Source organism: Pseudomonas sp. SK3(2021) (assembly GCF_016772375.1).
In the GTDB taxonomy this organism is placed as follows: Bacteria; Pseudomonadota; Gammaproteobacteria; order Pseudomonadales; family Pseudomonadaceae; genus Aquipseudomonas; species Aquipseudomonas chlororaphis_I.
Window position 1 is genome coordinate 79,620 of record NZ_CP061943.1, and the last position, 21,073, is coordinate 100,692.

General features: G+C 62.8%; 18 protein-coding genes and 1 pseudogene. 4 read left to right on the forward strand and 15 right to left on the reverse strand.

The window, feature by feature from the left end; genetic code table 11:
• Window positions 1-52: 52 nt before the first annotated feature.
• Window positions 53-1,393: a hemolysin family protein gene (locus tag IF690_RS00385; RefSeq protein WP_009051600.1), complete on the forward strand. Its 1,341-nt coding sequence runs from the start codon at window positions 53-55 to the stop codon at window positions 1,391-1,393.
• 247 nt (window positions 1,394-1,640) lie between these two features.
• Here the strand turns inward: IF690_RS00385 and IF690_RS00390 are convergent, their stop codons facing one another.
• The 10 genes and pseudogenes from IF690_RS00390 to IF690_RS00435 all read right to left on the reverse strand — a co-directional run bounded on the left by IF690_RS00390 (window position 1,641) and on the right by IF690_RS00435 (window position 13,520).
• Entirely contained in the window at window positions 1,641-2,537 is an 897-nt protein-coding gene (locus IF690_RS00390; protein WP_202698406.1) for a peptidoglycan DD-metalloendopeptidase family protein, read from the reverse strand.
• A gap of 61 nt (window positions 2,538-2,598) precedes the next feature.
• Window positions 2,599-2,913: a helix-turn-helix domain-containing protein gene (locus tag IF690_RS00395; RefSeq protein WP_202698407.1), complete on the reverse strand. Its 315-nt coding sequence runs from the start codon at window positions 2,911-2,913 to the stop codon at window positions 2,599-2,601.
• A 7-nt stretch (window positions 2,914-2,920) separates the two neighbouring features.
• A pseudogene (locus tag IF690_RS00400) lies at window positions 2,921-3,241 on the reverse strand (type II toxin-antitoxin system RelE/ParE family toxin); the annotation flags it as partial.
• A gap of 592 nt (window positions 3,242-3,833) precedes the next feature.
• Window positions 3,834-4,796, reverse strand: coding sequence for a response regulator (locus tag IF690_RS00405; protein ID WP_202698408.1), 963 nt, complete (start codon window positions 4,794-4,796; stop codon window positions 3,834-3,836).
• Between the two features lie 168 nt (window positions 4,797-4,964).
• Entirely contained in the window at window positions 4,965-5,726 is a 762-nt protein-coding gene (phoU, locus tag IF690_RS00410) for a phosphate signaling complex protein PhoU (RefSeq protein ID WP_202698409.1), read from the reverse strand.
• A 118-nt stretch (window positions 5,727-5,844) separates the two neighbouring features.
• Window positions 5,845-6,678 (reverse strand): phosphate ABC transporter ATP-binding protein PstB, encoded by an 834-nt coding sequence (gene pstB, locus IF690_RS00415; RefSeq protein WP_202698410.1) that lies wholly within the window; start codon window positions 6,676-6,678, stop codon window positions 5,845-5,847.
• 173 nt (window positions 6,679-6,851) lie between these two features.
• Window positions 6,852-8,522, reverse strand: a complete 1,671-nt coding sequence (pstA, locus tag IF690_RS00420; RefSeq protein WP_202698411.1) for a phosphate ABC transporter permease PstA — start codon at window positions 8,520-8,522, stop codon at window positions 6,852-6,854.
• A 15-nt stretch (window positions 8,523-8,537) separates the two neighbouring features.
• A complete protein-coding gene (locus tag IF690_RS00425) occupies window positions 8,538-10,571 on the reverse strand; it encodes an ABC transporter permease subunit (protein WP_202701237.1) in 2,034 nt (677 codons plus the stop codon).
• Window positions 10,572-10,980: 409 nt separating this feature from the next.
• Window positions 10,981-11,979 (reverse strand): phosphate ABC transporter substrate-binding protein PstS family protein, encoded by a 999-nt coding sequence (locus tag IF690_RS00430; protein ID WP_007928520.1) that lies wholly within the window; start codon window positions 11,977-11,979, stop codon window positions 10,981-10,983.
• A 242-nt stretch (window positions 11,980-12,221) separates the two neighbouring features.
• Window positions 12,222-13,520 carry an MFS transporter gene (locus IF690_RS00435; protein WP_502710160.1) on the reverse strand — a complete coding sequence of 433 codons (1,299 nt, stop codon included), beginning with the start codon at window positions 13,518-13,520 and terminating at the stop codon, window positions 12,222-12,224.
• A gap of 388 nt (window positions 13,521-13,908) precedes the next feature.
• Here IF690_RS00435 and IF690_RS00440 point away from each other — a divergent pair, with 388 nt between their 5' ends.
• Together IF690_RS00440 and IF690_RS00445 are read left to right on the forward strand one after the other, a co-directional pair.
• Window positions 13,909-14,313, forward strand: coding sequence for an acyl-CoA thioesterase (locus IF690_RS00440; protein WP_003229628.1), 405 nt, complete (start codon window positions 13,909-13,911; stop codon window positions 14,311-14,313).
• Between the two features lie 72 nt (window positions 14,314-14,385).
• Window positions 14,386-15,285, forward strand: a complete 900-nt coding sequence (locus IF690_RS00445; RefSeq protein WP_202698412.1) for a D-hexose-6-phosphate mutarotase — start codon at window positions 14,386-14,388, stop codon at window positions 15,283-15,285.
• 137 nt (window positions 15,286-15,422) lie between these two features.
• Here the strand turns inward: IF690_RS00445 and IF690_RS00450 are convergent, their stop codons facing one another.
• The 5 genes from IF690_RS00450 to IF690_RS00470 form a co-directional block, all read right to left on the reverse strand.
• On the reverse strand, window positions 15,423-15,959 hold the full coding sequence (locus IF690_RS00450) for a DUF3299 domain-containing protein (protein WP_009051609.1): 537 nt from the start codon (window positions 15,957-15,959) through the stop codon (window positions 15,423-15,425).
• 86 nt (window positions 15,960-16,045) lie between these two features.
• Window positions 16,046-16,291: a GlsB/YeaQ/YmgE family stress response membrane protein gene (locus IF690_RS00455; RefSeq protein WP_092297726.1), complete on the reverse strand. Its 246-nt coding sequence runs from the start codon at window positions 16,289-16,291 to the stop codon at window positions 16,046-16,048.
• Between the two features lie 107 nt (window positions 16,292-16,398).
• Complete coding sequence (locus IF690_RS00460) at window positions 16,399-17,481, reverse strand: 5-(carboxyamino)imidazole ribonucleotide synthase (RefSeq protein ID WP_202698413.1); 1,083 nt, start codon at window positions 17,479-17,481, stop codon at window positions 16,399-16,401.
• 11 nt (window positions 17,482-17,492) lie between these two features.
• Complete coding sequence (purE, locus tag IF690_RS00465) at window positions 17,493-17,984, reverse strand: 5-(carboxyamino)imidazole ribonucleotide mutase (protein ID WP_020298262.1); 492 nt, start codon at window positions 17,982-17,984, stop codon at window positions 17,493-17,495.
• Between the two features lie 518 nt (window positions 17,985-18,502).
• Complete coding sequence (locus IF690_RS00470) at window positions 18,503-19,420, reverse strand: LysR substrate-binding domain-containing protein (protein ID WP_202698414.1); 918 nt, start codon at window positions 19,418-19,420, stop codon at window positions 18,503-18,505.
• Between the two features lie 181 nt (window positions 19,421-19,601).
• Between IF690_RS00470 and aspA the strand changes: the two genes are divergently transcribed.
• Window positions 19,602-21,026 carry an aspartate ammonia-lyase gene (aspA, locus tag IF690_RS00475; protein WP_023967781.1) on the forward strand — a complete coding sequence of 475 codons (1,425 nt, stop codon included), beginning with the start codon at window positions 19,602-19,604 and terminating at the stop codon, window positions 21,024-21,026.
• Window positions 21,027-21,073 lie beyond the last annotated feature (47 nt).

Here is a 21,073-nt window from a genome sequence, read left to right on the forward strand (position 1 = left end):
ACGCCGCGCATTTCTCTCTTTTTCGAATACACGGAACCCGCAAAACTCCATCATGGACCCTTCCCCTGGTTTTACCCTCGCGTCTCTTTTCGCCGACTTCGGCATGATTCTTTTTGCACTGCTCCTGGTTCTGCTCAACGGCTTTTTCGTAGCCGCCGAGTTCGCCATGGTCAAACTGCGCTCGACCCGGGTCGAGGCCATCGCCCACAAGAACGGCTGGCGCGGGCAGATCCTGCGCACCGTACACAGCCAGCTGGATGCCTACCTTTCCGCGTGCCAGCTGGGTATCACCCTGGCCTCCCTCGGCCTGGGCTGGGTCGGTGAGCCGGCCTTCGCGCACCTGCTGGCGCCGCTGCTCAGCGCCGTGGGCGTGGACTCGCCGGAAGTGGTCAAGGGCGTGTCGTTCTTTACCGCCTTCTTCATCATTTCCTACCTGCACATCGTGGTCGGTGAGCTGGCGCCCAAGTCCTGGGCGATCCGCAAGCCCGAGCTGCTGTCGCTGTGGACGGCGGTGCCGCTGTACCTGTTCTACTGGCTGATGTACCCGGCGATCTACCTGCTCAACGCCAGCGCCAACACCATCCTGCGCATCGCCGGCCAGGGCGAGCCCGGCCCGCATCACGAACACCACTACAGCCGCGAAGAACTGAAGCTGATCCTGCACTCCAGCCGGGGCCAGGACCCCAGCGACCAGGGCATGCGCGTACTGGCCTCGGCCGTGGAAATGGGCGAGCTGGAAGTGGTGGACTGGGCCAACTCCCGGGAAGACCTGATCAGCGTGGAGTTCAACGCGCCGCTGAAGCAGATCCTCGCCCTGTTCCGCCGCCACAAGTTCAGCCGCTATCCGGTCTACGACAGCGAGCGCAACGAGTTCGTCGGCCTGCTGCACATCAAGGACCTGCTGCTGGAACTGGCGGCGCTGGACCACATCCCCGAATCGTTCAACCTGGCCGAGCTGACCCGCCCGCTGGAGCGCGTTTCCCGGCACATGCCGCTGTCGCAGCTGCTGGAACAGTTCCGTAAAGGCGGTTCGCACTTCGCCCTGGTGGAGGAAGCCGACGGCAAGATCATCGGCTACCTGACCATGGAAGACGTGCTGGAAGTGCTGGTCGGCGATATCCAGGACGAACACCGCAAGGCCGAGCGCGGCATCCTCGCCTACCAGCCCGGCAAGTTGTTGGTGCGCGGCGATACCCCGCTGTTCAAGGTGGAACGCCTGCTGGGCATCGACCTGGACCATATCGAGGCCGAAACCCTCGCCGGCCTGGTCTACGAGACCCTGAAACGGGTACCGGAAGAAGAAGAGGTCATGGAAGTCGAAGGCCTGCGCATCATCATCAAGAAGATGAAAGGCCCGAAAATCGTCCTGGCCAAGGTGTTGATGCTCGATTGAGCCAGGCCTGAGATCCCATCGCGAGCCATCGAGCGTCGACCGGCTGCTCCTACAATGAACCGCGTTGATTTGTAGGAGCGAGCTTGCTCGCGATCCCCTCCCCCGATTACCGCCCATCCCGCTGATCGCCCTGTAGCCGCTGCCGCAGGCTGCGATAAGGCCGAAGGCCTTCGCGATCTCAAGATCCTGCGCCCGCTGCGTCGAGGCACAGCCTAAGTCAATCGCAGCCTGCGGCAGCGGCTACAGGCTACTTCTTGCCCAACGCGAAGTTCGGCAGGCTACCGATGGGCTGGTTGAACTGATAGGGAATCGACACCAGCCCCAACCCCGTATTGCGCTGCACCACGAAGTGCAGGTGCGGGCCACTGCTGTTACCGGTGTTGCCCGACAGCGCCAGCGGGCTGCCCACCACGACCCGCTGGCCTTCACGCACCCTGACCGAGCCGCGCTTGAGGTGCAGGTACACCCCCATGGTGCCGTCGTTGTGCAGCACCCGCACGAAATTGCCGGAAGGATCGGTGCCGCGCCCGCTCTGGCGGTTCTCGGTCTTCACCACCACCCCGCCCCGCGCGGCGATGATCGGCGTGCCCTCGGGCATGGCGATGTCCATGGCATAACGGCTTTTGGGGCCGAAATGGCTGTATCGGCCGTTGGCGCCCTGGGTCAGGCGAAAGGGGCCGCCACGCCAGGGCAACGGGTAACGATAGACCTGGGCAGCGCCTGCGGGGTCGCCCAGGGAATAACGGAACTGCGGGACATAGATCAGCGGCTTGCCCGCCTGCATGGCCGTGAGCTGCGCCAGGCGCTGTCGGCTGCGGGCCGGCAGTACCCGGCGAATCGGCTGCCTGGGGGCGCTGCGGATGTTCTTCAGGCCGCTAAACCCCAACTCGATCTCCACCGGCGCATACAGGTCGTTACGCACAAAGACGCTGTCTACGCCCCAGCTCTTCTCGACGTCCAGACGCACCTGGCGCTCCAGGTGCTCGACCATGCGATCGCGAAACACGAACACCTGGGCGCCCGGCGACGGACGGTCGCTGTAGGACACCACGCCATTGGCGTCGGTGGACTTGTAGATGGTCATGGCCATGGCCGAGGTGGCAGCCAGCAACAGACCGCAGGAAATCAGCAAGTGCGTGAACATGGGCAAGATTCTGAAGAAAGCCTGAAGTCAGGCTAGCAGCCCGACGTGGACTTTGTATGAATCAACCCTGCGCCAGAGGTTCCACAGCCGACGAACTGAAGCTGATATCGACACCCAGCTGTGCGGCGTCGGAGAGATTGACCAGCGCATCCAGGGAAAACTTGTTGATCTTGCCGCTGAGCACGTCGTTCAGTCGCGGCTGGGTGATATTGAGCCGCCGGGCGGCCTCCTTCTGCGAAATGCCCCAGGCCTTGATGGTCTTGCCCAGCTCCAGCATGAGCTTGGAGCGCAGGCGCATATTGGCGGCTTCCTGGGGCGAACCTTCGAGCGCGTCCCAGACACTGGTGAAACGCTCGGTATGCATGTGATCGGTCATGGCGTGCACTTATCTCCTGAAGTCTGGCCCGAGCCAGCTCGATGTCCCGCGCTTCGGTCTTGCGGGTGGCCTTGCGCATGGCGTGCAGCACGTAAATGGCCGCAGGCCGGTTGGCCACGTAAAACACCCGAAACGCCCCTGATTCCTCGCTGATCCTGATTTCGAATACCCCCGGCCCCACGGTTTTCATCGACCGGCAGTCATAGGGCTGCTCGCCCTGCTGCAACAGATCCAGCTGAAAACCCGCGGCCCTTCGCGCATCCAGCGGAAAAGCCCGGAGGTCCCGGAGCGCGCTCCCGACAAACACCACATCCTTGTGCCTAGACATCGAACCCCTCCCGTGACTGACCCCGGAGAGGTTAAACAACCCGGTCGCCACAGCGCGCGGCCGGGTTGTTTCAAAGCGTGGCCAGGCACAAGAAAAGCCGAAAGCACAGACCACAACTTATATCCATACAGATATAAATCAACCTGAAAAACCAAGAATCAGACGCACGGCATCAAACCACCACTCCCTCCCCCAATGCCTTGCACTGTGCGGCCTGCAACACATTACAACCATCATCCAGCAACAGATACAACGCCCGGGTGACACGCCCCAGATCACCCTCGTCAGCGTGCAAAAGCATGGTAAAGGAAAGTGTTTGCAGCAGGTTTCGCGCCGCATTCAGACGCGCCCTGGCGCTGGAGCGGGGATGTTGTAGCTACTGTCGCAGGCTGCGATCGACTTGGGCGGCACTCTGACGAAGCGGGCGTTGGGTTTTGAGATTGCTGAAGGCCTTCGGCCTTATCGCAGCCTGTGGCAGCGGCTACAAGGGGCGGGCCAGCGGTCCGGAGAATGCAGCGTCAGAACGGACGTTATCGCGGGCAAGCCTCGCTACAGAGGCGTGGCTGCCCGCGAAACAGAAGGCGGGAACCCGTCAGGCGCCAGGGACGAAGTGTTTCTGCGCCGTGCCGCGGGCGATCAGGCGGGAGATGTAGTCGAGCTTCTGCGCATCCTGGTCGACGAAGCGGAAAGTCAGCTGCAACCATTCGCTGTCCGGCTTCGGCTCATAGGCCACCACCGCATGCAGGTAGCCGTTCAGGCGCGCCACTTCGGCATTGTCACCCTGCTCCAGGTCCAGCACGGCACTGTCGAGCACCTGCGGCAGCGTATCCGTACGCTTCACCACCAACAGCGCCTCCTTGATGCTCAGTGCCTTGATCACGCACTGCTGGGTACCGCTGGGCAGGCGCAATTGCCCCTGGCCACGACCACCGGCAGGCGCAGCGGCGGCAGGAGCCGGCGCCTTCACCGCAGGACTGTTGAGCAACCCACGGGACGGGGCTGCAGCGGGAGCAGGAGCAGACACCACGGCTGGCTTGGCAAACGGATTGACCGCCGCAGCCGCCGGCGCGGCACCGATGACTTCGGCCTTGCCACCGGTCAGGGCACTCAGGGAGTCGTTGCCGAACGCCGAGTTCATCTTGGTCGGCGCGCTGTTCATCAGGGTGTCGAGCTTGCCGACCTTGTTCAGCGCCTGCTTGACCTTGGTCAGCAGCTGCTCGTTGGTGAACGGCTTGCTGACGTAGCCGGAGACGCCGGCCTGGATCGCCTGCACCACGTTCTCCTTGTCGCCGCGACTGGTGACCATGATGAACGGCATGGTCTTCATCGCCTCCTGGCCGCGGCACCAGGTCAGCAGCTCCAGGCCGGACATTTCCGGCATTTCCCAGTCGCACAGGACCAGGTCGAAGGCTTCACGGGCCAGCAGGGCCTGGGCTTTACGGCCGTTGATGGCGTCCTCGATCTTGATGCCAGGGAAGTAGTTGCGCAGACACTTCTTCACCAGGTCACGAATGAACGAAGCGTCATCCACCACCAACACACTTACCTTACTCATCGACCACCCCTTTAAAAATCCCGGCTAGCATAACGCTTTACTGATGGCACTTTGCCAAAACTCTTCAGTCACGCCAGGACTTTTCGTTCGCGGGCGCTGCTTTTCAAGTTCGATCCCCATAAACGAAAACGCCCGGCCAAAAGGGCCGGGCGCTTCTCTCGGGCAACCTTACTTATCGTCAGCTTCACCCGGAACATTAGCGGTTTCGGCACTTGTGCCTTCAACTTCTTCCTTCATCCGCTTGAGCCCCAGATGGCGCACATCGGTGCCGCGCACCAGGTAAATCACCAGCTCCGAGATGTTGCGCGCGTGGTCGCCGATCCGCTCCAGGGACCGCAGGACCCAGATGATGCTCAGAACGCGCGAGATCGAGCGCGGATCTTCCATCATGTAGGTGGCCAGCTCGCGCAGCGCGGTCTTGTACTCGCGGTCGATGGTCTTGTCGTACTGGGCCACCGACAGCGCCAGGTCGGCGTCGAAGCGGGCAAAGGCGTCCAGCGCATCGCGCACCATGTTGCGCACCTGGTCGCCGATATGCCGCACCTCCACGTAGCCGCGCGGGGCTTCGCCTTCTTCGCACAGCTGGATGGCGCGCCGGGCGATCTTGGTCGATTCGTCGCCGATGCGCTCCAGGTCGATCACCGACTTGGAGATGCTGATGATCAGGCGCAGGTCGGAAGCCGCCGGCTGGCGACGGGCGAGAATGCGCAGGCATTCTTCGTCGATGTTGCGTTCCATCTGGTTGATCTGGTCGTCGATCTCGCGCACCTGCTGGGCGAGCCCCGAGTCGGCTTCGATCAGTGCGGTGACGGCGTCGTTGACTTGTTTCTCGACCAGCCCGCCCATCGCCAGGAGGTGGCTGCGCACCTCCTCGAGTTCGGCGTTGAACTGCTGGGAGATGTGGTGAGTAAGGCCTTCCTTCGAAATCATCTTGTTCACTCCGCGAAAGTTGCAAGCTTCAAGCTGCAAGCTTCAAGCAGTTAAATATTGATCCGGTACCGCACCGTTTCTGCCTTGCCGCTTGAAGCTCGCGGCTTGCAGCTGCTTCCTAGCCGTAACGACCGGTGATGTAGTCTTCGGTCTGCTTCTTCGCCGGATTGGTGAACAGCGTGTCGGTGTCACCGAATTCCACCAACTTGCCCATGTACATGAACGCCGTGTAGTCGGAGACGCGCGCGGCCTGTTGCATGTTGTGGGTCACGATCACAATGGTGAACTTCGATTTCAGTTCGTAGATCAGTTCTTCGACCTTCAGGGTGGAAATCGGGTCGAGTGCCGAGCAGGGTTCGTCGAGCAGCAGCACTTCCGGTTCCACGGCGATGGTACGGGCAATTACCAGACGCTGCTGCTGACCACCGGACAGGCCGAGTGCCGAGTCGTGCAGGCGGTCCTTGACCTCGTCCCACAGCGCCGCGCCCTTGAGGGCCCACTCGACGGCCTCGTCGAGGATGCGCTTCTTGTTGATGCCCTGGATGCGCAGGCCGTAGACCACGTTCTCGTAGATGGTTTTCGGGAACGGGTTGGGCTTCTGGAACACCATGCCCACACGGCGGCGCAGCTCGGCCACATCTTCACCCTTGCGGTAGATGTTGTTGCCGTAGAGGTTGATCTCGCCTTCCACGCGGCAACCGTCCACCAGGTCGTTCATCCGGTTGAAGGTCCGCAGCAGGGTCGACTTGCCGCAGCCGGACGGGCCGATGAAGGCGGTCACGCGCTGCTTCGGAATGTTCATGCTGACGTCGAACAGCGCCTGCTTCTCACCGTAGTACAGGCTCAGGCCCGGGACTTCGATGGCCACGGTTTCCTGCTCCAGGCTCAGGCTCTGCTTGTCGCGGCCCAGGGCCGACATGTTGATGCCGTGGGTATGTGCTTCTTGCTGCATGGGTAACTCCCTACGCTAACAAATTCGTTTCAGTGAGCCGCTAGCCTTGCCAGCGGTAACGCCGTTCTCTGTAGGAGCGAGCTTGCTCGCGAAATGATGGTGAAACCAACGCAGCATCTGCGTCTGGAGGATCCCATCGCGAGCAAGCTCGCTCCTACAGGGGGTGGCGGTGATTAACTGTCCAAAGCCTTGTATTTCTCGCGCAGGTGGTTACGAATCCACACCGCCGACAGGTTGAGCGTCGCGATCACCAGCACCAGCAGCAGTGCCGTGGCGTACACCAGCGGCCGCGCGGCCTCGACGTTGGGGCTCTGGAAGCCGACGTCGTAGATGTGGAAGCCCAGGTGCATGATCTTCTGGTCCAGGTGCAGGTACGGGTAGTTGCCGTCCACCGGCAGCGACGGCGCCAGTTTCACCACGCCCACCAGCATCAGCGGCGCCACTTCACCGGCGGCGCGGGCCACGGCGAGGATCATGCCGGTCATCATCGCCGGGCTGGCCATCGGCAGCACGATCTTCCACAGGGTTTCCGCCTTGGTCGCGCCCAGGGCCAGGGAACCTTCACGCACGGTGCGGGGAATCCGCGCCAGGCCTTCCTCGGTGGCCACGATCACCACCGGCACCGCCAGCAACGCCAGGGTCAGGGAAGCCCAGAGCAGGCCCGGAGTACCGAAGGTCGGCGCCGGCAAGGCTTCCGGGAAGAACAAGCGGTCGAGGGAACCGCCCAGCACATAGACGAAGAAGCCCAGGCCGAACACGCCGTAGACGATGGCCGGAACGCCCGCCAGGTTGTTCACCGCGATGCGGATCACCCGGGTCAGGGCGTTCTGCTTGGCGTATTCACGCAGGTACACCGCGGCCAGTACGCCGAACGGGGTCACGATCATCGCCATGATCAGGGTCATCATCACCGTACCGAAGATCGCCGGGAAGATGCCGCCCTCGGTGTTGGCTTCACGCGGGTCGTCGCTGAGGAATTCCCAGACCTTGCTGAAGTAGAAACCCATTTTGGTCAGGGTGCCCATGCCGTTCGGCTGATAGGCATGCACCACCTTGCCCAGGCTGATTTCCACTTCCTTGCCATTGGCATCGCGGGCAGTGAGGCTGTCGCGGTTGAACTGCGCGTGCAGGTCGCTCAGGCGGGCCTCGACGTCCTGGTAACGGGCGTTCAGCTCGGCACGTTCGCTTTCCATGTCGGCCTGGGCGGCGGCATCGAGCTTGCCGTCCAGTTCCAGCTTGCGACCGTGCAGGCGGATACGCTCGAGGCCGGCGTTGATCGCGCCGATGTCGACTTTCTCCAGGGTCTTGAGCTGGGCAGCCAGCTTGCTCACCCGCTCGATCCGCGCCTGCAGTTCCAGCCAGGCCGCTTCGCCTTCGGCGATGACCTTGCCATCCTGCTTGACGTTGACCAGGTAGCCGTAGAAGTTGCCCCACTCGCGCCGCTCGATGGCCATCAGCTCCGGTGGCGTGGTCTGGTTGGTCAGCCAGTCGCCGACGATCCAGGTGAAGTCGTTGCCGTTCAGGTCACGGTTGCCGACCTTGATCAGCTCGCGGGTCATGAACTCGGGGCCTTCGTCCGGCACCGGCAGGCCGGCGCTCTTCAGGCGGGCCCGCGGCACTTCTTCTTTCTGTACCACTTCGCCGATGACCAGGTGGTTGGCCTGGCCCGGCACATCGTAGTGGGCATGCACCAGGTCCGCCGGCCAGAAGTGGCCCAGGCCCCGCACGGCGATCACCGCCAGCAGGCCGATGGTCATGATGACCGCGATGGACACCGCGCCACCGCTGATCCAGACGCCCGGGGCGCCGCTCTTGAACCAGTCTTTTAGGGAGTTCTGTTTCACAGACTTCTACCTTTCTTAAAGCGACGAGTATTTCTTGCGCAGACGCTGACGGATCAGCTCGGCGAGGGTGTTCATGACGAAGGTGAACAGCAGCAGCACCAACGCCGAGAGGAACAGCACGCGGTAGTGGCTGCCGCCGACTTCCGACTCCGGCATTTCCACCGCGACGTTGGCCGCCAGGGTGCGCAGGCCTTCGAACAGGTTCATTTCCATGACCGGGGTGTTACCGGTGGCCATCAGCACGATCATGGTTTCGCCGACCGCGCGGCCCATGCCGATCATCAGCGCCGAGAAGATACCCGGGCTGGCGGTGAGGATCACCACGCGGGTCATGGTCTGCCATGGGGTCGCGCCCAGGGCCAGGGAACCCAGGGTCAGGCCGCGCGGCACGCTGAACACGGCGTCTTCGGCGATCGAGTAGATGTTCGGGATCACCGCGAAACCCATGGCCAGGCCGACCACCAGGGCGTTGCGCTGGTCGTAGGTGATGCCCAGGTCGTGGGAGATCCACATGCGCATGTCGCCGCCGAAGAACCAGTTCTCCATGAACGGGCTCATGTACAGCGACAGCCAGCCCACGAACAGGATCACCGGAATCAGCAGCGCGCTTTCCCAGCCGTCCGGGATCTTCAGGCGGATCGACTCCGGCAGGCGGCTGAAGGTGAAACCGGCGACCAGGATGCCGATCGGCAGCAGCATCAGCAGACTGAAGATGCCCGGCAGGTGGCCTTCGACATAAGGCGCGAGGAACAGGCCGGCGAAGAAGCCGAGGATCACCGTCGGCATCGCCTCCATCAGCTCGATCACCGGCTTGACCTTGCGGCGCATGCCCGGAGCCATGAAGTAAGCGGTGTAGATCGCCGCGGCAACCGCCAGCGGCGCCGCCAGCAGCATCGCGTAGAACGCTGCCTTCAACGTACCGAAGGTCAGGGGCGAGAGGCTCAGCTTGGGTTCGAAGTCGGTGTTGGCCGCCGTCGATTGCCAGACGTATTTGGGCTCGTCGTAGTTCTCGTACCAGACCTTGCTCCACAGCGCGCTCCAGGACACTTCCGGGTGCGGGTTGTCGAGCACCAGCGGCTGCAGCTTGCCGCCGGCTTCGACGATCACCCGGTTGGCCCGTGGCGACAGGCCGAACAGGCCTTCGCCCTCGACCACCTGGTCCACCAGCAGGGTGCGGTGCGCGGTGCTGTGGAACACACCGAGCTTGCCCGAGGCGTCCAGCGCGACAAAGCCTTTGCGGCGCTCTTCGGCGGTGATCTCGATGATTGGCGTAGTGCCCATCTGGAAGGTGCGGATCTGCTTCAGGCGCAGTTCGCCGTCCGGATCGCGAGCCATGAACCACTGGGCCAGGCCGCCCTTGGAGGTACCGATGATCAGCGAGATGCCACCCACCAGCTGGGTGCTGGCCGTCACTTCGGCATTGGCATCCTCCAGCAGCTTGTAGCGACCGTTGAGGCTCTTGTCGCGCAGGCTGAACACGTCGGCCTGGGCACGCCCGTTGATCACGTACAGCCACTGCTGGCGCGGGTCGATGTACATGGCCTTGACCGGTTCGGTCATCTGCGGCAGCTCGATGCGGTTCTGCTCGCTGGTGACCTCGCCGGTCATCATGTTTTCTTCGCGGGTCAGCTGCAGCACGTGCAGTTGCGCGCCGCTGGAACCGGCCACCACCAGCGCCGAATCGGTGGCGTTGAGGTTGACATGCTCCAGTGCGCCGCCCTGCTCGTTCAGCACGATCGGGGTTTCACCGTAGGGGTATTCAATGGCCGGCGAGATGGTTTTCTTGCCGTCCGGGTAGCTGACCTTATAGGTGTGACGGAACACCAGCGCCTGGCCGTTGGACAGGCCAACCACCACCAGCGGGTTGCCCGGCTGATCCTTGCCGATGGCGGTCACGGTGGCGCCGGCCGGAATCGGCAGGTCGACGCGGCGCAGCTCGGCACCGTTGTCGATGTCGAAGAACAGCGCCTGGCCCTTGTCGGAAACCCGCATGCCGACCTGGTTCTGCTCTTCCAGGGAGAACATCAGCGGCTTGCCGGCGTCCTGCATCCAGGCGGGGGTCAGCGGGTCCTTGGCGCTCAGGTCAGCGCCCTGGAACAGGGGCAGCACGACATAGGCGAGGAAGAAGAAGATCAAGGTGATCGCGGCCAGCACGGCCAGACCGCCGACGAGGACGTACCAACGGGTCAGGCGATCTTTCAGCGCGCGGATACGGCGCTTGCGTTGCAGCTCAGGCGTATTGAAGTCAATGCGCTTGGGGGGAGAAGTCGGAGTCATGGTGGAGTTGGCCAGATCATTCATGCGCACACCCTAGCGATCCTGTATGACAGAAAGATGACAATGCAGTGACGCAACAAATCCGCCGCGGAGCAGAGCTGGCAGCGGATCGAAAATTGAGGGGTGTAGGAGCGAACCCGCTCGCTCCTACAAGGTCCGGGACAGGCCCGGACCTAGGGTGTTACTTTTTTACGACTGCAGCACCTTCCTGCAGGCCCAGGTCAGCCAGCGCCTTGGCGGCGACTTTGGCTGGCAGTGGGATGTAACCGTCTTTCACGACCACTTCCTGGCCCTGTTTCGACAGAACCAGCTTCACGAACTCGGCTTCCAGCGGGGCCAGAGGCTTGTTCGGGGCCTTGTTGATGTACACGTACAGGAAGCGGGACAGCGGGTACTTGCCGTTCAGGGCGTTTTCTTCGGTGTCTTCGATGAAGTCGCTGCTGCCTTTCTTGGCCAGGGCCACGGTCTTCACGCTAGCGGTCTTGTAGCCGATGCCCGAGTAGCCGATGCCGTTCAGCGAGGAGCTGATGGACTGGACCACCGAAGCCGAACCTGGCTGTTCGTTGACGTTAGGCTTGTAGTCGCCTTTGCACAGGGCTTCTTCCTTGAAGTAGCCGTAGGTGCCGGATACCGAGTTACGACCGAACAGCTGGACCGGCTTGTTGGCCAGGTCGCCAGTCACGCCCAGGTCGCCCCAGGTCTTGACGTCGGCTTTGGCGCCGCACAGGCGGGTCGAGGAGAAGATCGCGTCAACCTGTTCCATGGTCAGGTGCTGGATCGGGTTGTCCTTGTGCACGAACACAGCCAGGGCGTCCACGGCAACCGGGATGGCGGTTGGCTTGTAGCCGTACTTCTGCTCGAAAGCCGCCAGTTCGGTGTCCTTCATCTTGCGGCTCATCGGGCCCAGGTTGGAGGTGCCTTCGGTCAGCGCAGGTGGCGCAGTGGCGGAGCCAGCGGCCTGAATCTGGATGTTTACGTTCGGGTATTCTTTCTTGTAGTGCTCGGCCCACAGGGTCATGAGGTTGGCCAGGGTATCGGAGCCGACGCTGGACAGGTTGCCCGACACACCAGTGGTCTTGGTGTAGCTCGGGATAGCAGGGTCAACAGCGGCAACCGCATGGGCAGTCGCAACGCCAGCAGCGACAAAAGTCATTGCCGCCATCAAACGCTTCAGTTTCATGCCTTACTCCTAGCAGATAGGGTGTGTTAAGTCGGGCCAAGTATCTGTAGGCCGTGTGAACACTCTATGGCTGAAATATGACAATTAGATGAAAGGCCAGCATTCTCGATGGAAGGCTGGCCTTTCTTATAGAGCGTTTTGCAGCCGCTGCCCAAGGCTGCGATCGACCCGAAGGGGCGCGACGATCGTCAGCGCGCAGAAGGGCCTGCGGCCTTGCGGCAGCGGCTACAGGATGGCCCGGATCAGCGGCCCTTTTTCCACAGGTACAGGCCGACCAGGATCCCGATGCTGCAAATAATTGCAACATAATAGGCCGGGCCCATCGGGCTCTCCTTGAGCAGCGCGGTCACCACCATCGGCGTCAGGCCACCGAAGATCGCATAGGCCAGGTTGTAGGAGAACGACAGGCCGCTGAAGCGCACCACCGCCGGGAACGCCTTGACCATCACATACGGCACCGCGCCGATGGTGCCCACCAGCAGGCCGGTCAGCGCGTACAGCGGGAACAGCCAGTCCGGGTGATCCAGCAGGCTGTGGTAGAAGGTCCAGGAAGTCGCCAGCAGCAACGTGCTGCCGAACACGAACACCCGGCCGGCGCCAAAACGGTCGGCCAGCGCGCCGGACGCCACGCAACCCAGGCTGAGGAACACGATCGCCAGGCTGTTGGCCTGCAACGCGGTAGTCGGGGTGAAGTGATAGACCGTCTGCAGCACGGTCGGGGTCATCAGGATCACCACGATGATCCCGGCGGACAGCAGCCAGGTCAGCAGCATCGAGAGGATGATCGCGCTGCGGTGGTCGCGCAGCACCGCGCGCAGCGGCACTTCCTCGGCCAGGGCCTTGCGCAGTTGCAGCTCGGCGAACACCGGGGTTTCATGCAGCCAGCGGCGCAGGTACACCGAGAACAGGCCGAACACGCCCCCCAGCAGGAAAGGAATCCGCCAGGCGTAATCGGCGACTTCGCCCGGGGTATAAATGCTGTTGATCGCGGTGGCCACCAGCGAGCCCAGGAGGATGCCGGCGGTCAGGCCCGAGGTCAGGGTGCCGCAGGCGTAGCCGATATGCCGCTGCGGTACATGCTCGGAAACGAACACCCAGGCGCCCGGCACTTCACCGCCGATGGCCGCGCCCTGGATCACCCGCATCAGCAGCAACAGGATCGGCGCCCACATGCCGATCTGCGCGTAGGTCGGCAGCAGGCCCATGATCAGGGTCGGCACCGCCATCATGAAAATACTCAGGGTGAACATCTTCTTGCGCCCGAGCAGGTCGCCGAAGTGCGCCATGACGATCCCGCCCAGGGGCCGCGCCAGGTAGCCGGCGGCGAAGATGCCGAAGGTCTGCATCAGGCGCAGCCACTCGGGCATGTCCGCCGGGAAGAACAGCTTGCCGACCACCGTGGCGAAGAACACGAAGATGATGAAGTCGTAGAATTCCAGCGCACCGCCCAGGGCGGACAGCGACAGGGTCTTGTAGTCGTTGCGGGTCAACGGACGAGCAGGTTGCGCGGGCTGCGCGATGCTCGAAGGCACAGTGGTCATGGCAAGGGCTTCTCTTATAGTCGGTCCTGGAAGCCGCAACAGCGCTGGTTGTGGCCTGGCAGGTTCGGCACGATAGCAAATTGTTCGAAAAAGCACATAGATGTGCACAATTGACGGTCAAAATCAGAACCGGATGGTCGTCGTGGAGCCTGTCGACCGATATACTCGCAGGCATTGGAGTAAAGCCGCCCCGGCAAGGGTTGCTGTGCGAAAACGCCGCTGGGCGCCCCAGGCGCCGACTGGGCCAGCCGGTTTCGCAGAGTTTCCCTTTAGTACGCCTTACGAAGAACGTGACGAACGTAGTATGTTCGGGCTGAATCGTTTTTCCTCAAGACGGCTATTCACCTGAAGTACCAATGAAGAGTCACGGGTCAGAGGCACCCCCGGCATGATAGAGCTCGAACAAGAAGATCCGATCCCGCAAGGCGACCTGGCCCTGCAAATCACCGCGCTTCCCCGCGAAACCAACGGCTTTGGCGATATTTTCGGCGGCTGGCTGGTGGCTCAGATGGATTTGGCGGGTACCGCCATGGCCAGTCGCGTGGCCGGCGGACGTGTCGCCACCGTCGCCATCGACCGCATGGCATTCCTGGTGCCGGTAGCGGTCGGCGCACAGCTTTCCTTTTATACCCAGACCCTGGAAATCGGTCGCAGCTCGATCCAGATGATGGTCGAGGTCTGGAGCGACGATCCGTTGTCCAGCGAATGGCGCAAGGTCACCGAGGCGGTGTTCGTGTTCGTTGCCATCGACGGCAGCGGCCGCACCCGCTCGGTTCCACCCAGAGCCCGTTAATTCCGGCGAGGGTTAAACCCGGTGGCCGTTACGTGGTCCATAGCAGCCCTGCTTTTGAACGAGAACCGCACCATGCCTACCCCTCACGTTGAAACGGTGAAACTGGATGAACTGAACTGCTGGCGCATCCGCCACGGTCAGGCCGAACTGCTGGTGGCCCAGCAAGGCGCGCACATCCTCAGCTATCAATTGGCCGGGCAACCGCCGCTGATCTGGCTCAACGACGAGGCCGTGTTCAAGACCGGCAAAAGCATTCGCGCCGGCGTTCCGGTGTGCTGGCCATGGTTCGGTAATTTCGCGCGCAACCCGCAAAGCGTCCAGGCCATGCGCCAGGGCAGCGAGCCGGCCGGGGCCCACGGCCTGGTCCGCGCCACCGACTGGGAACTGCTGGGTATCGAGGCCGAAGGCGAAAGCCTGCTGGTGGAATTGCAACTGCCGATCCCCGAGGGCGGGCTGCCAGGCTGGCCGCACCAGGTCGAGCTGAAGCTGAGCATCCGTCTCGACGACCAACTGCACATCAACCTCACCAGCCACAACCTGGGCGACGACAGCGTCACCATCAGCCAGGCGCTGCACAGTTACTTCGCGGTCAGCGATGTGCGCAAGGTGCATGTCGAAGGGCTGGACGGCCTGAATTACATCGAGACCCTGGATGACTGGAAGACCCGGCAGCAGTCCGGCGACCTGCATTTCACCGGTGAGACCGACCGTATCTACCTCGACCCACCACCACAGCTGAGCATCGTCGACCCGGCCTGGGAGCGACGTATCCAGCTGACCAGCAAGGGCTCGCGCTCGGCGGTGATCTGGAACCCGTGGATCGCTCGCGCCGAGCAGTTCAGCGACATGGCCGACGATGGCTGGCAACGCATGCTGTGCATCGAGACCGCCAACGTGATGGATGACGTGGTGACCCTGGCGCCAGGCGCCAGCCATACCCTGGGTGTGAGCATTACCAGCGTACCGTTGTAACGCCAGGCGCGGCCTCCTGTAGGAGCGAAGCTTGCTCGCGATAAATGGCAGCTACATCGACGCGCTTCAGTAAAACCGCGTAATCGTTGACGTCCATCGCGAGCAAGCTGCGCTCCTACAGGGGAAAGCCTTTCGGCTTACAGATCCGACTCCTGCACCACCCGTACTTTCTGCGCATCCAGCGCATAGGCCGCGTCGGCCAGGTCGTTGCTGACCGTCTCGATCTTCAGGTGGCCGGTCACCCACAGCGGCGTGTAGATATCGTCCAGCTTCACACCCTTGGGGAAACGCACCAGCACCAACTGATTGGGCGGCGGTGGCGGCACATGGATGCAGGCACCCGGGTAAGGCACGAGGAAAAACAGCGTGCTGCGCCCCTTGGCATCGGACTCCAGCGGCACTGGATAACCACCGATGCGGATGTCCTTGCCGTTCATGGCCGGCACGGTCTTGGTCGAATACATCACCGCCGGCAACCCTTTGCTCTGCTTCAGGCCGCCCTTTTCGGTAAAGGTGCCATTGGCTTCGGGGGAGTTGTGATCGATTTCCGGCATTTGCTCGAGGGCTTTCTGGTCCGACTTGGGCATCAGTTCGAGCCAGTCGGTTTCCGGCAGTTCGCCGGCATGGGCCAGGCCTGAGCCCAGCAGAACAAGAGTCAACAGAAGACGGCGCATGGAGGAGCTCGGCAAGAAAGGTACAAGACAACGCCGGGCATTCTAGCCCTCTCTACCTGCGCAGCAGAGAGGGCTTTGTCGCTAAATCAGTTCTTTTTGACCAGGCCGTAGATCACCAGCAGCACGACCGCGCCAACCAGCGCGCCGAGGAAGCCCGCACCCTGGCCTGCCTGGTAGATGCCCAGGGCCTGGCCGCCGTAGGTGGCTGCCAGCGAACCGCCGATACCGAGCAGGATGGTCATGATCCAGCCCATGCTGTCATCGCCCGGTTTCAGGAAGCGAGCCAGCAGGCCAACGATCAAGCCGATAAAGATGGTTCCAATAATTCCCATGGCATTTCCCTCTGTATGAGTTAGGTATGCCAAAGCCTAGTGAGTGCCTTGGCATCCTGCCATCAGAGAACGGCGGCCCCGATTGGTTCCACCGCAGCCCCAGGAAGTTATTCGGCGATCAGCGCCTCGACCTTGAGGATCTGTGCCTCGAGGGTCGCCTTGTCCTTGCAGCGCAGGTTGGCGTGACCGACCTTGCGCCCGGCCTTGAAGGCCTTGCCGTAGTGATGCAGGTGGCAGTCGTCGATCGCAATGACCTTCTCCACCGCCGGCACTTCGCCGATGAAGTTGATCATCGCGCTCTCGCCGACCTTGGCCGTCGAACCCAGTGGCAGGCCGGCAACGGCCCGCAGGTGGTTTTCGAACTGGCTGCACTCGGCGCCTTCGGTGGTCCAGTGCCCGGAGTTGTGCACCCGTGGCGCGATCTCGTTGGCCTTGAGGCCACCGTCGACTTCAAAGAACTCGAACGCCATCACGCCGACGTAGTCCAGCTGCTTGAGCACGCGGCTGGAGTAGTCTTCGGCCAGGGCCTGCAGCGGGTGGTCGCTGCTGGCCACGGACAGCTTGAGGATGCCGCTGTGGTGAGTGTTGTGCACCAGCGGGTAGAAGCGGGTTTCGCCATCGCGGGCACGCACGGCGATCAGCGAGACTTCGCCGGTGAACGGCACGAAGCCCTCCAGCAGGCAGGCCACGCTGCCCAGCTCGGCGAAGGTGCCGGCCACGTCTTCGGGGGTGCGCAGGACCTTCTGGCCCTTGCCGTCGTAACCCAGGGTGCGGGTTTTCAGCACGGCCGGCAGGCCGATGCTGGCCACGGCGGCCTCCAGGTCGGCTTGCGACTGGATGTCGGCGAACGCCGGGGTGGGAATCCCCAGGCTCTTGAACATGCTCTTCTCGAACCAGCGATCGCGGGCGATGCGCAGGGCTTCGGCGCTCGGATAGACCGGGACGAACTGCGACAGGAAAGCCACGGTTTCCGCCGGCACGCTTTCGAACTCGAAGGTCACCAGGTCCACTTCGTCAGCCAACTGGCGCAGGTGATCCTGATCGCCGTAATCGGCTCGCAGGTGTTCGCCCAGGGCTGCGGCACAGGCGTCCGGAGCCGGGTCGAGGAAAGCGAAGTTCATCCCCAGCGGAGTACCCGCCAGAGCCAACATGCGACCCAGCTGGCCGCCACCGATTACACCGATCTTCATCGTCAAAAACCTCAGGCGACGCGTGGGTCTGGATTGTCCAGGACGCTGTCTGTCTGCTCAGCGCGGAATTTTTTCAGCACGGTATGGAACTGCGGATGCTTGGCGCCGAGGATGCTCGCCGACAGCAGCGCGGCGTTGATCGCGCCCGCCTTGCCGATGGCCAGGGTGGCGACCGGAATGCCTGCGGGCATCTGCACGATGGAGAGCAGCGAGTCCACGCCCGAGAGCATCGACGACTGCACCGGAACGCCCAGCACCGGCAGGTGGGTCTTGGCCGCACACATGCCTGGCAGGTGGGCCGCGCCACCGGCACCGGCGATGATCACCTCGATGCCACGCGCTTCGGCCTCTTCGGCGTACTGGAACAGCAGGTCCGGGGTGCGGTGGGCAGAGACCACTTTCACCTCGTAAGGGATGCCGAGCTTTTCCAGCATATCGGCGGTGTGGCTAAGGGTGGACCAATCGGACTTGGAGCCCATGATCACGCCAACCAGTGCACTCATCGTCGTGCCTCTTCTCTCTGGGCGCCCGCAGGCGCGTCAAAAAACAACAAGCCACGCAGTATGCGTGGCTTGTTGTACGAATTAGTTTCGGTCCAGAACTGCCTACGCTCGATCAGGCTGCGTTAAAAACAAACTCGGAATGCTCATTGACTGACGTCAACTCCGCTTCCTCGCTTGTTTTTGCCTTGCCTGACCTTCGCTCGGCGAGTTCTGAACTCGAAACGTGACCGGACGAACCGGCCGAAGGCCGCGCAGTATACCGAAAAAGGCGAGTTAAACGCACTTTTGCCGACCATCTGTCATACACCATGTTTCAGGCGCAAAGCGGCGGTTTTATTGACTTTGGGGTCAGTCGGCACGGGCCAGGATCGTTGCCGGATTCCTGTAGCCGCTGCCGCAGGCTGCGATCGACGGCGAAGCCGGCGCACAGGTGGTATTGCCAATTCTTCAGGCAGACCGCGTCGCCAGGTTTTGCGGCCCCTGCGGTGCCGAGCGCAGCCTGCGGCAGCGGCTACAGGTCAGGTGTTGCTTGCGCCCTGTGCCGCGCCGCCCTCCAGCTTGCGCCACAGCAACCGGACATTGGCCTTGCGCACCAGGGCGCAGCGGTACAGGCGGATCTCCAGCGGCACATGCCATTGCGCGCCGCCGCAGACCACCAGTTCGCCCCGGGCCAGTTCGGCGCGCACGCTCAGGTGCGGCACCCAGGCGATCCCCAGGCCTTCCAGGGCCATGCTCTTGAGGCTGTCGGCCATGGCGGTTTCATACACCGTGGTGAAGCGCAGGTTGCGCTGGCGCAGCAGCTGGTTCACCGAACGCCCGAGAAACGCCCCGGCGCTGTACGCCAGCAGCGGCACGCTGGCCTCGCCTTCCAGGTCGAACAACGGCTTGCCGGCGGCATCCGCCGCGCACACCGGCATCATCTCGGTCTGCCCCAGGTGCAGCGAAGGGAAGATTTCCGGGTCCATCTGCATGGCCGAATCCGGGTCGTAGAAGGCCAGCATCAGGTCGCAACCGCCTTCGCGCAGGGCGTGCACGGCATCGCCGACGTTGGTTGCCACCAGCCGCGTGGCGATGTTCAAGCCTTCGTTACGCAGCTGGGCGATCCAGCGCGGAAAGAAGCCCAGCGCCAGGGAATGCGCCGCGGCGACCTGCATCACTTCGCCCTGCCCGCCTTCGAGGTGATGCAAGTGCCGCAACACCTCACCCAGTTGCTCGACCACCGTGCGCGCCGTCACCAGGAACAGCTGCCCCGCCGCCGTCAGTTCGATCGGCGTGCGCGAGCGGTTGACCAGGGTCAGCCCCAGCGCCGCTTCCAGGCTGCGGATCCGCCGGCTGAAGGCCGGCTGGGTCACGAAGCGCCGCTCGGCGGCCTGCGAGAAGCTGCGGGTGGCGGCCAGGGCACTGAAGTCCTCGAGCCATTTGCTTTCCAGATTCATCACGTCCTCCAGGGGAGCGCACCATTTTAGGTCACACGCTTGCCGCGCAAGCGGCGTCACACGGGCATTATGCCGTTTATGCATAGGCCAGTGTTTAACAGCATTGGCCCAAATTTTCCCGCAGGCCTAGGATTCGCAGCGTTCCGGCACAGACCGGGTCCATATCGAGATGATTTCTATCATGTCCTCCGCTGCATCTTTCCGCACAGAAAAAGACCTGCTTGGCGTACTCGAAGTACCTGCTCAAGCGTATTACGGCATCCAGACCCTGCGAGCGGTGAACAACTTCCGCCTCTCCGGTGTTCCGATTTCGCACTACCCAAAACTGGTCGTGGCCCTGGCAATGGTCAAGCAGGCAGCTGCTGACGCCAACCGCGAGCTGGGTCACCTGAGCGAAGCCAAGCACGCTGCCATCAGCGAAGCCTGTGCCCGTCTGATCCGCGGCGACTTCCACGAAGAGTTCGTGGTGGACATGATTCAAGGCGGCGCTGGCACTTCGACCAACATGAATGCCAACGAAGTCATCGCCAACATCGCGCTGGAGGCCATGGGCCACAGCAAGGGCGAATACCAGTACCTGCACCCGAACAACGACGTGAACATGGCGCAGTCGACCAACGACGCCTACCCGACCGCGATCCGCCTGGGTCTGCTGCTGGGCCACGACGCGCTGCTGGCCAGCCTCGACAGCCTGATCCAGTCGTTCGCCGCCAAGGGTGAAGAATTCAGCCACGTCCTGAAGATGGGCCGCACCCAGCTGCAAGACGCCGTGCCGATGACCCTGGGCCAGGAGTTCCGCGCCTTCGCCACCACCCTCAGCGAAGACCTGGCCCGCCTGAAGACCCTGGCGCCTGAAGTGCTGACCGAAGTGAACCTGGGCGGTACCGCCATCGGTACCGGCATCAACGCCGACCCGCGCTACCAGGCCCTGGCCGTTCAGCGCCTGGCCACCATCAGCGGCCAGCCGCTGGTGCCGGCCGCCGACCTGATCGAAGCCACCTCCGACATGGGCGCCTTCGTGCTGTTCTCCGGCATGCTCAAGCGCACCGCGGTCAAGCTGTCGAAGATCTGCAACGACCTGCGCCTGCTGTCCAGCGGCCCACGCACCGGGATCAACGAAATCAACCTGCCAGCGCGTCAGCCAGGCAGCTCGATCATGCCCGGCAAGGTCAACCCGGTCATCCCGGAAGCAGTCAACCAGGTGGCGTTCCAGATCATCGGCAACGACCTGGCCCTGACCATCGCGGCCGAAGGCGGCCAGCTGCAACTGAACGTGATGGAGCCGCTGATCGCCTTCAAGATCTTCGACTCGATCCGCCTGCTGCAACGCGCCATGGACATGCTGCGCGAGCACTGCATCACCGGCATCACCGCCAACGAGCAGCGCTGCCGCGAACTGGTCGAGCACTCGATCGGCCTGGTCACCGCGCTGAACCCGTACATCGGCTATGAAAACGCCACCCGTATCGCCCGCATCGCCCTGGAAAGCGGCCGCGGCGTACTGGAGCTGGTGCGCGAAGAAGGCTTGCTCGACGACGCCATGCTCGCCGACATCCTGAGCCCGGAAAACATGATTGCCCCGCGTCTGGTTCCGCTGAAGGCGTAACCGACCCTGTAACACCGCTCACCAGGTCGAGGGACTAGACACCTCTC

Coding starts and splice junctions, on each gene's coding strand:
- IF690_RS00460 (WP_202698413.1), bottom strand. CDS start 17,481: ATGAAGATCGGTGTAATCGGTGGCGGCCAGCTGGGTCGCATGTTGGCT.
- IF690_RS00395 (WP_202698407.1), bottom strand. CDS start 2,913: ATGACCGATCACATGCATACCGAGCGTTTCACCAGTGTCTGGGACGCG.
- IF690_RS00445 (WP_202698412.1), top strand. CDS start 14,386: ATGCCTACCCCTCACGTTGAAACGGTGAAACTGGATGAACTGAACTGC.
- IF690_RS00470 (WP_202698414.1), bottom strand. CDS start 19,420: ATGAATCTGGAAAGCAAATGGCTCGAGGACTTCAGTGCCCTGGCCGCC.
- IF690_RS00435 (WP_502710160.1), bottom strand. CDS start 13,520: ATGACCACTGTGCCTTCGAGCATCGCGCAGCCCGCGCAACCTGCTCGT.
- IF690_RS00425 (WP_202701237.1), bottom strand. CDS start 10,571: ATGCAGGACGCCGGCAAGCCGCTGATGTTCTCCCTGGAAGAGCAGAAC.
- phoU (WP_202698409.1), bottom strand. CDS start 5,726: ATGATTTCGAAGGAAGGCCTTACTCACCACATCTCCCAGCAGTTCAAC.
- aspA (WP_023967781.1), top strand. CDS start 19,602: ATGTCCTCCGCTGCATCTTTCCGCACAGAAAAAGACCTGCTTGGCGTA.
- purE (WP_020298262.1), bottom strand. CDS start 17,984: ATGAGTGCACTGGTTGGCGTGATCATGGGCTCCAAGTCCGATTGGTCC.
- IF690_RS00440 (WP_003229628.1), top strand. CDS start 13,909: ATGATAGAGCTCGAACAAGAAGATCCGATCCCGCAAGGCGACCTGGCC.
- IF690_RS00385 (WP_009051600.1), top strand. CDS start 53: ATGGACCCTTCCCCTGGTTTTACCCTCGCGTCTCTTTTCGCCGACTTC.
- IF690_RS00390 (WP_202698406.1), bottom strand. CDS start 2,537: ATGTTCACGCACTTGCTGATTTCCTGCGGTCTGTTGCTGGCTGCCACC.
- IF690_RS00450 (WP_009051609.1), bottom strand. CDS start 15,959: ATGCGCCGTCTTCTGTTGACTCTTGTTCTGCTGGGCTCAGGCCTGGCC.
- pstB (WP_202698410.1), bottom strand. CDS start 6,678: ATGCAGCAAGAAGCACATACCCACGGCATCAACATGTCGGCCCTGGGC.
- IF690_RS00405 (WP_202698408.1), bottom strand. CDS start 4,796: ATGAGTAAGGTAAGTGTGTTGGTGGTGGATGACGCTTCGTTCATTCGT.
- IF690_RS00455 (WP_092297726.1), bottom strand. CDS start 16,291: ATGGGAATTATTGGAACCATCTTTATCGGCTTGATCGTTGGCCTGCTG.
- IF690_RS00430 (WP_007928520.1), bottom strand. CDS start 11,979: ATGAAACTGAAGCGTTTGATGGCGGCAATGACTTTTGTCGCTGCTGGC.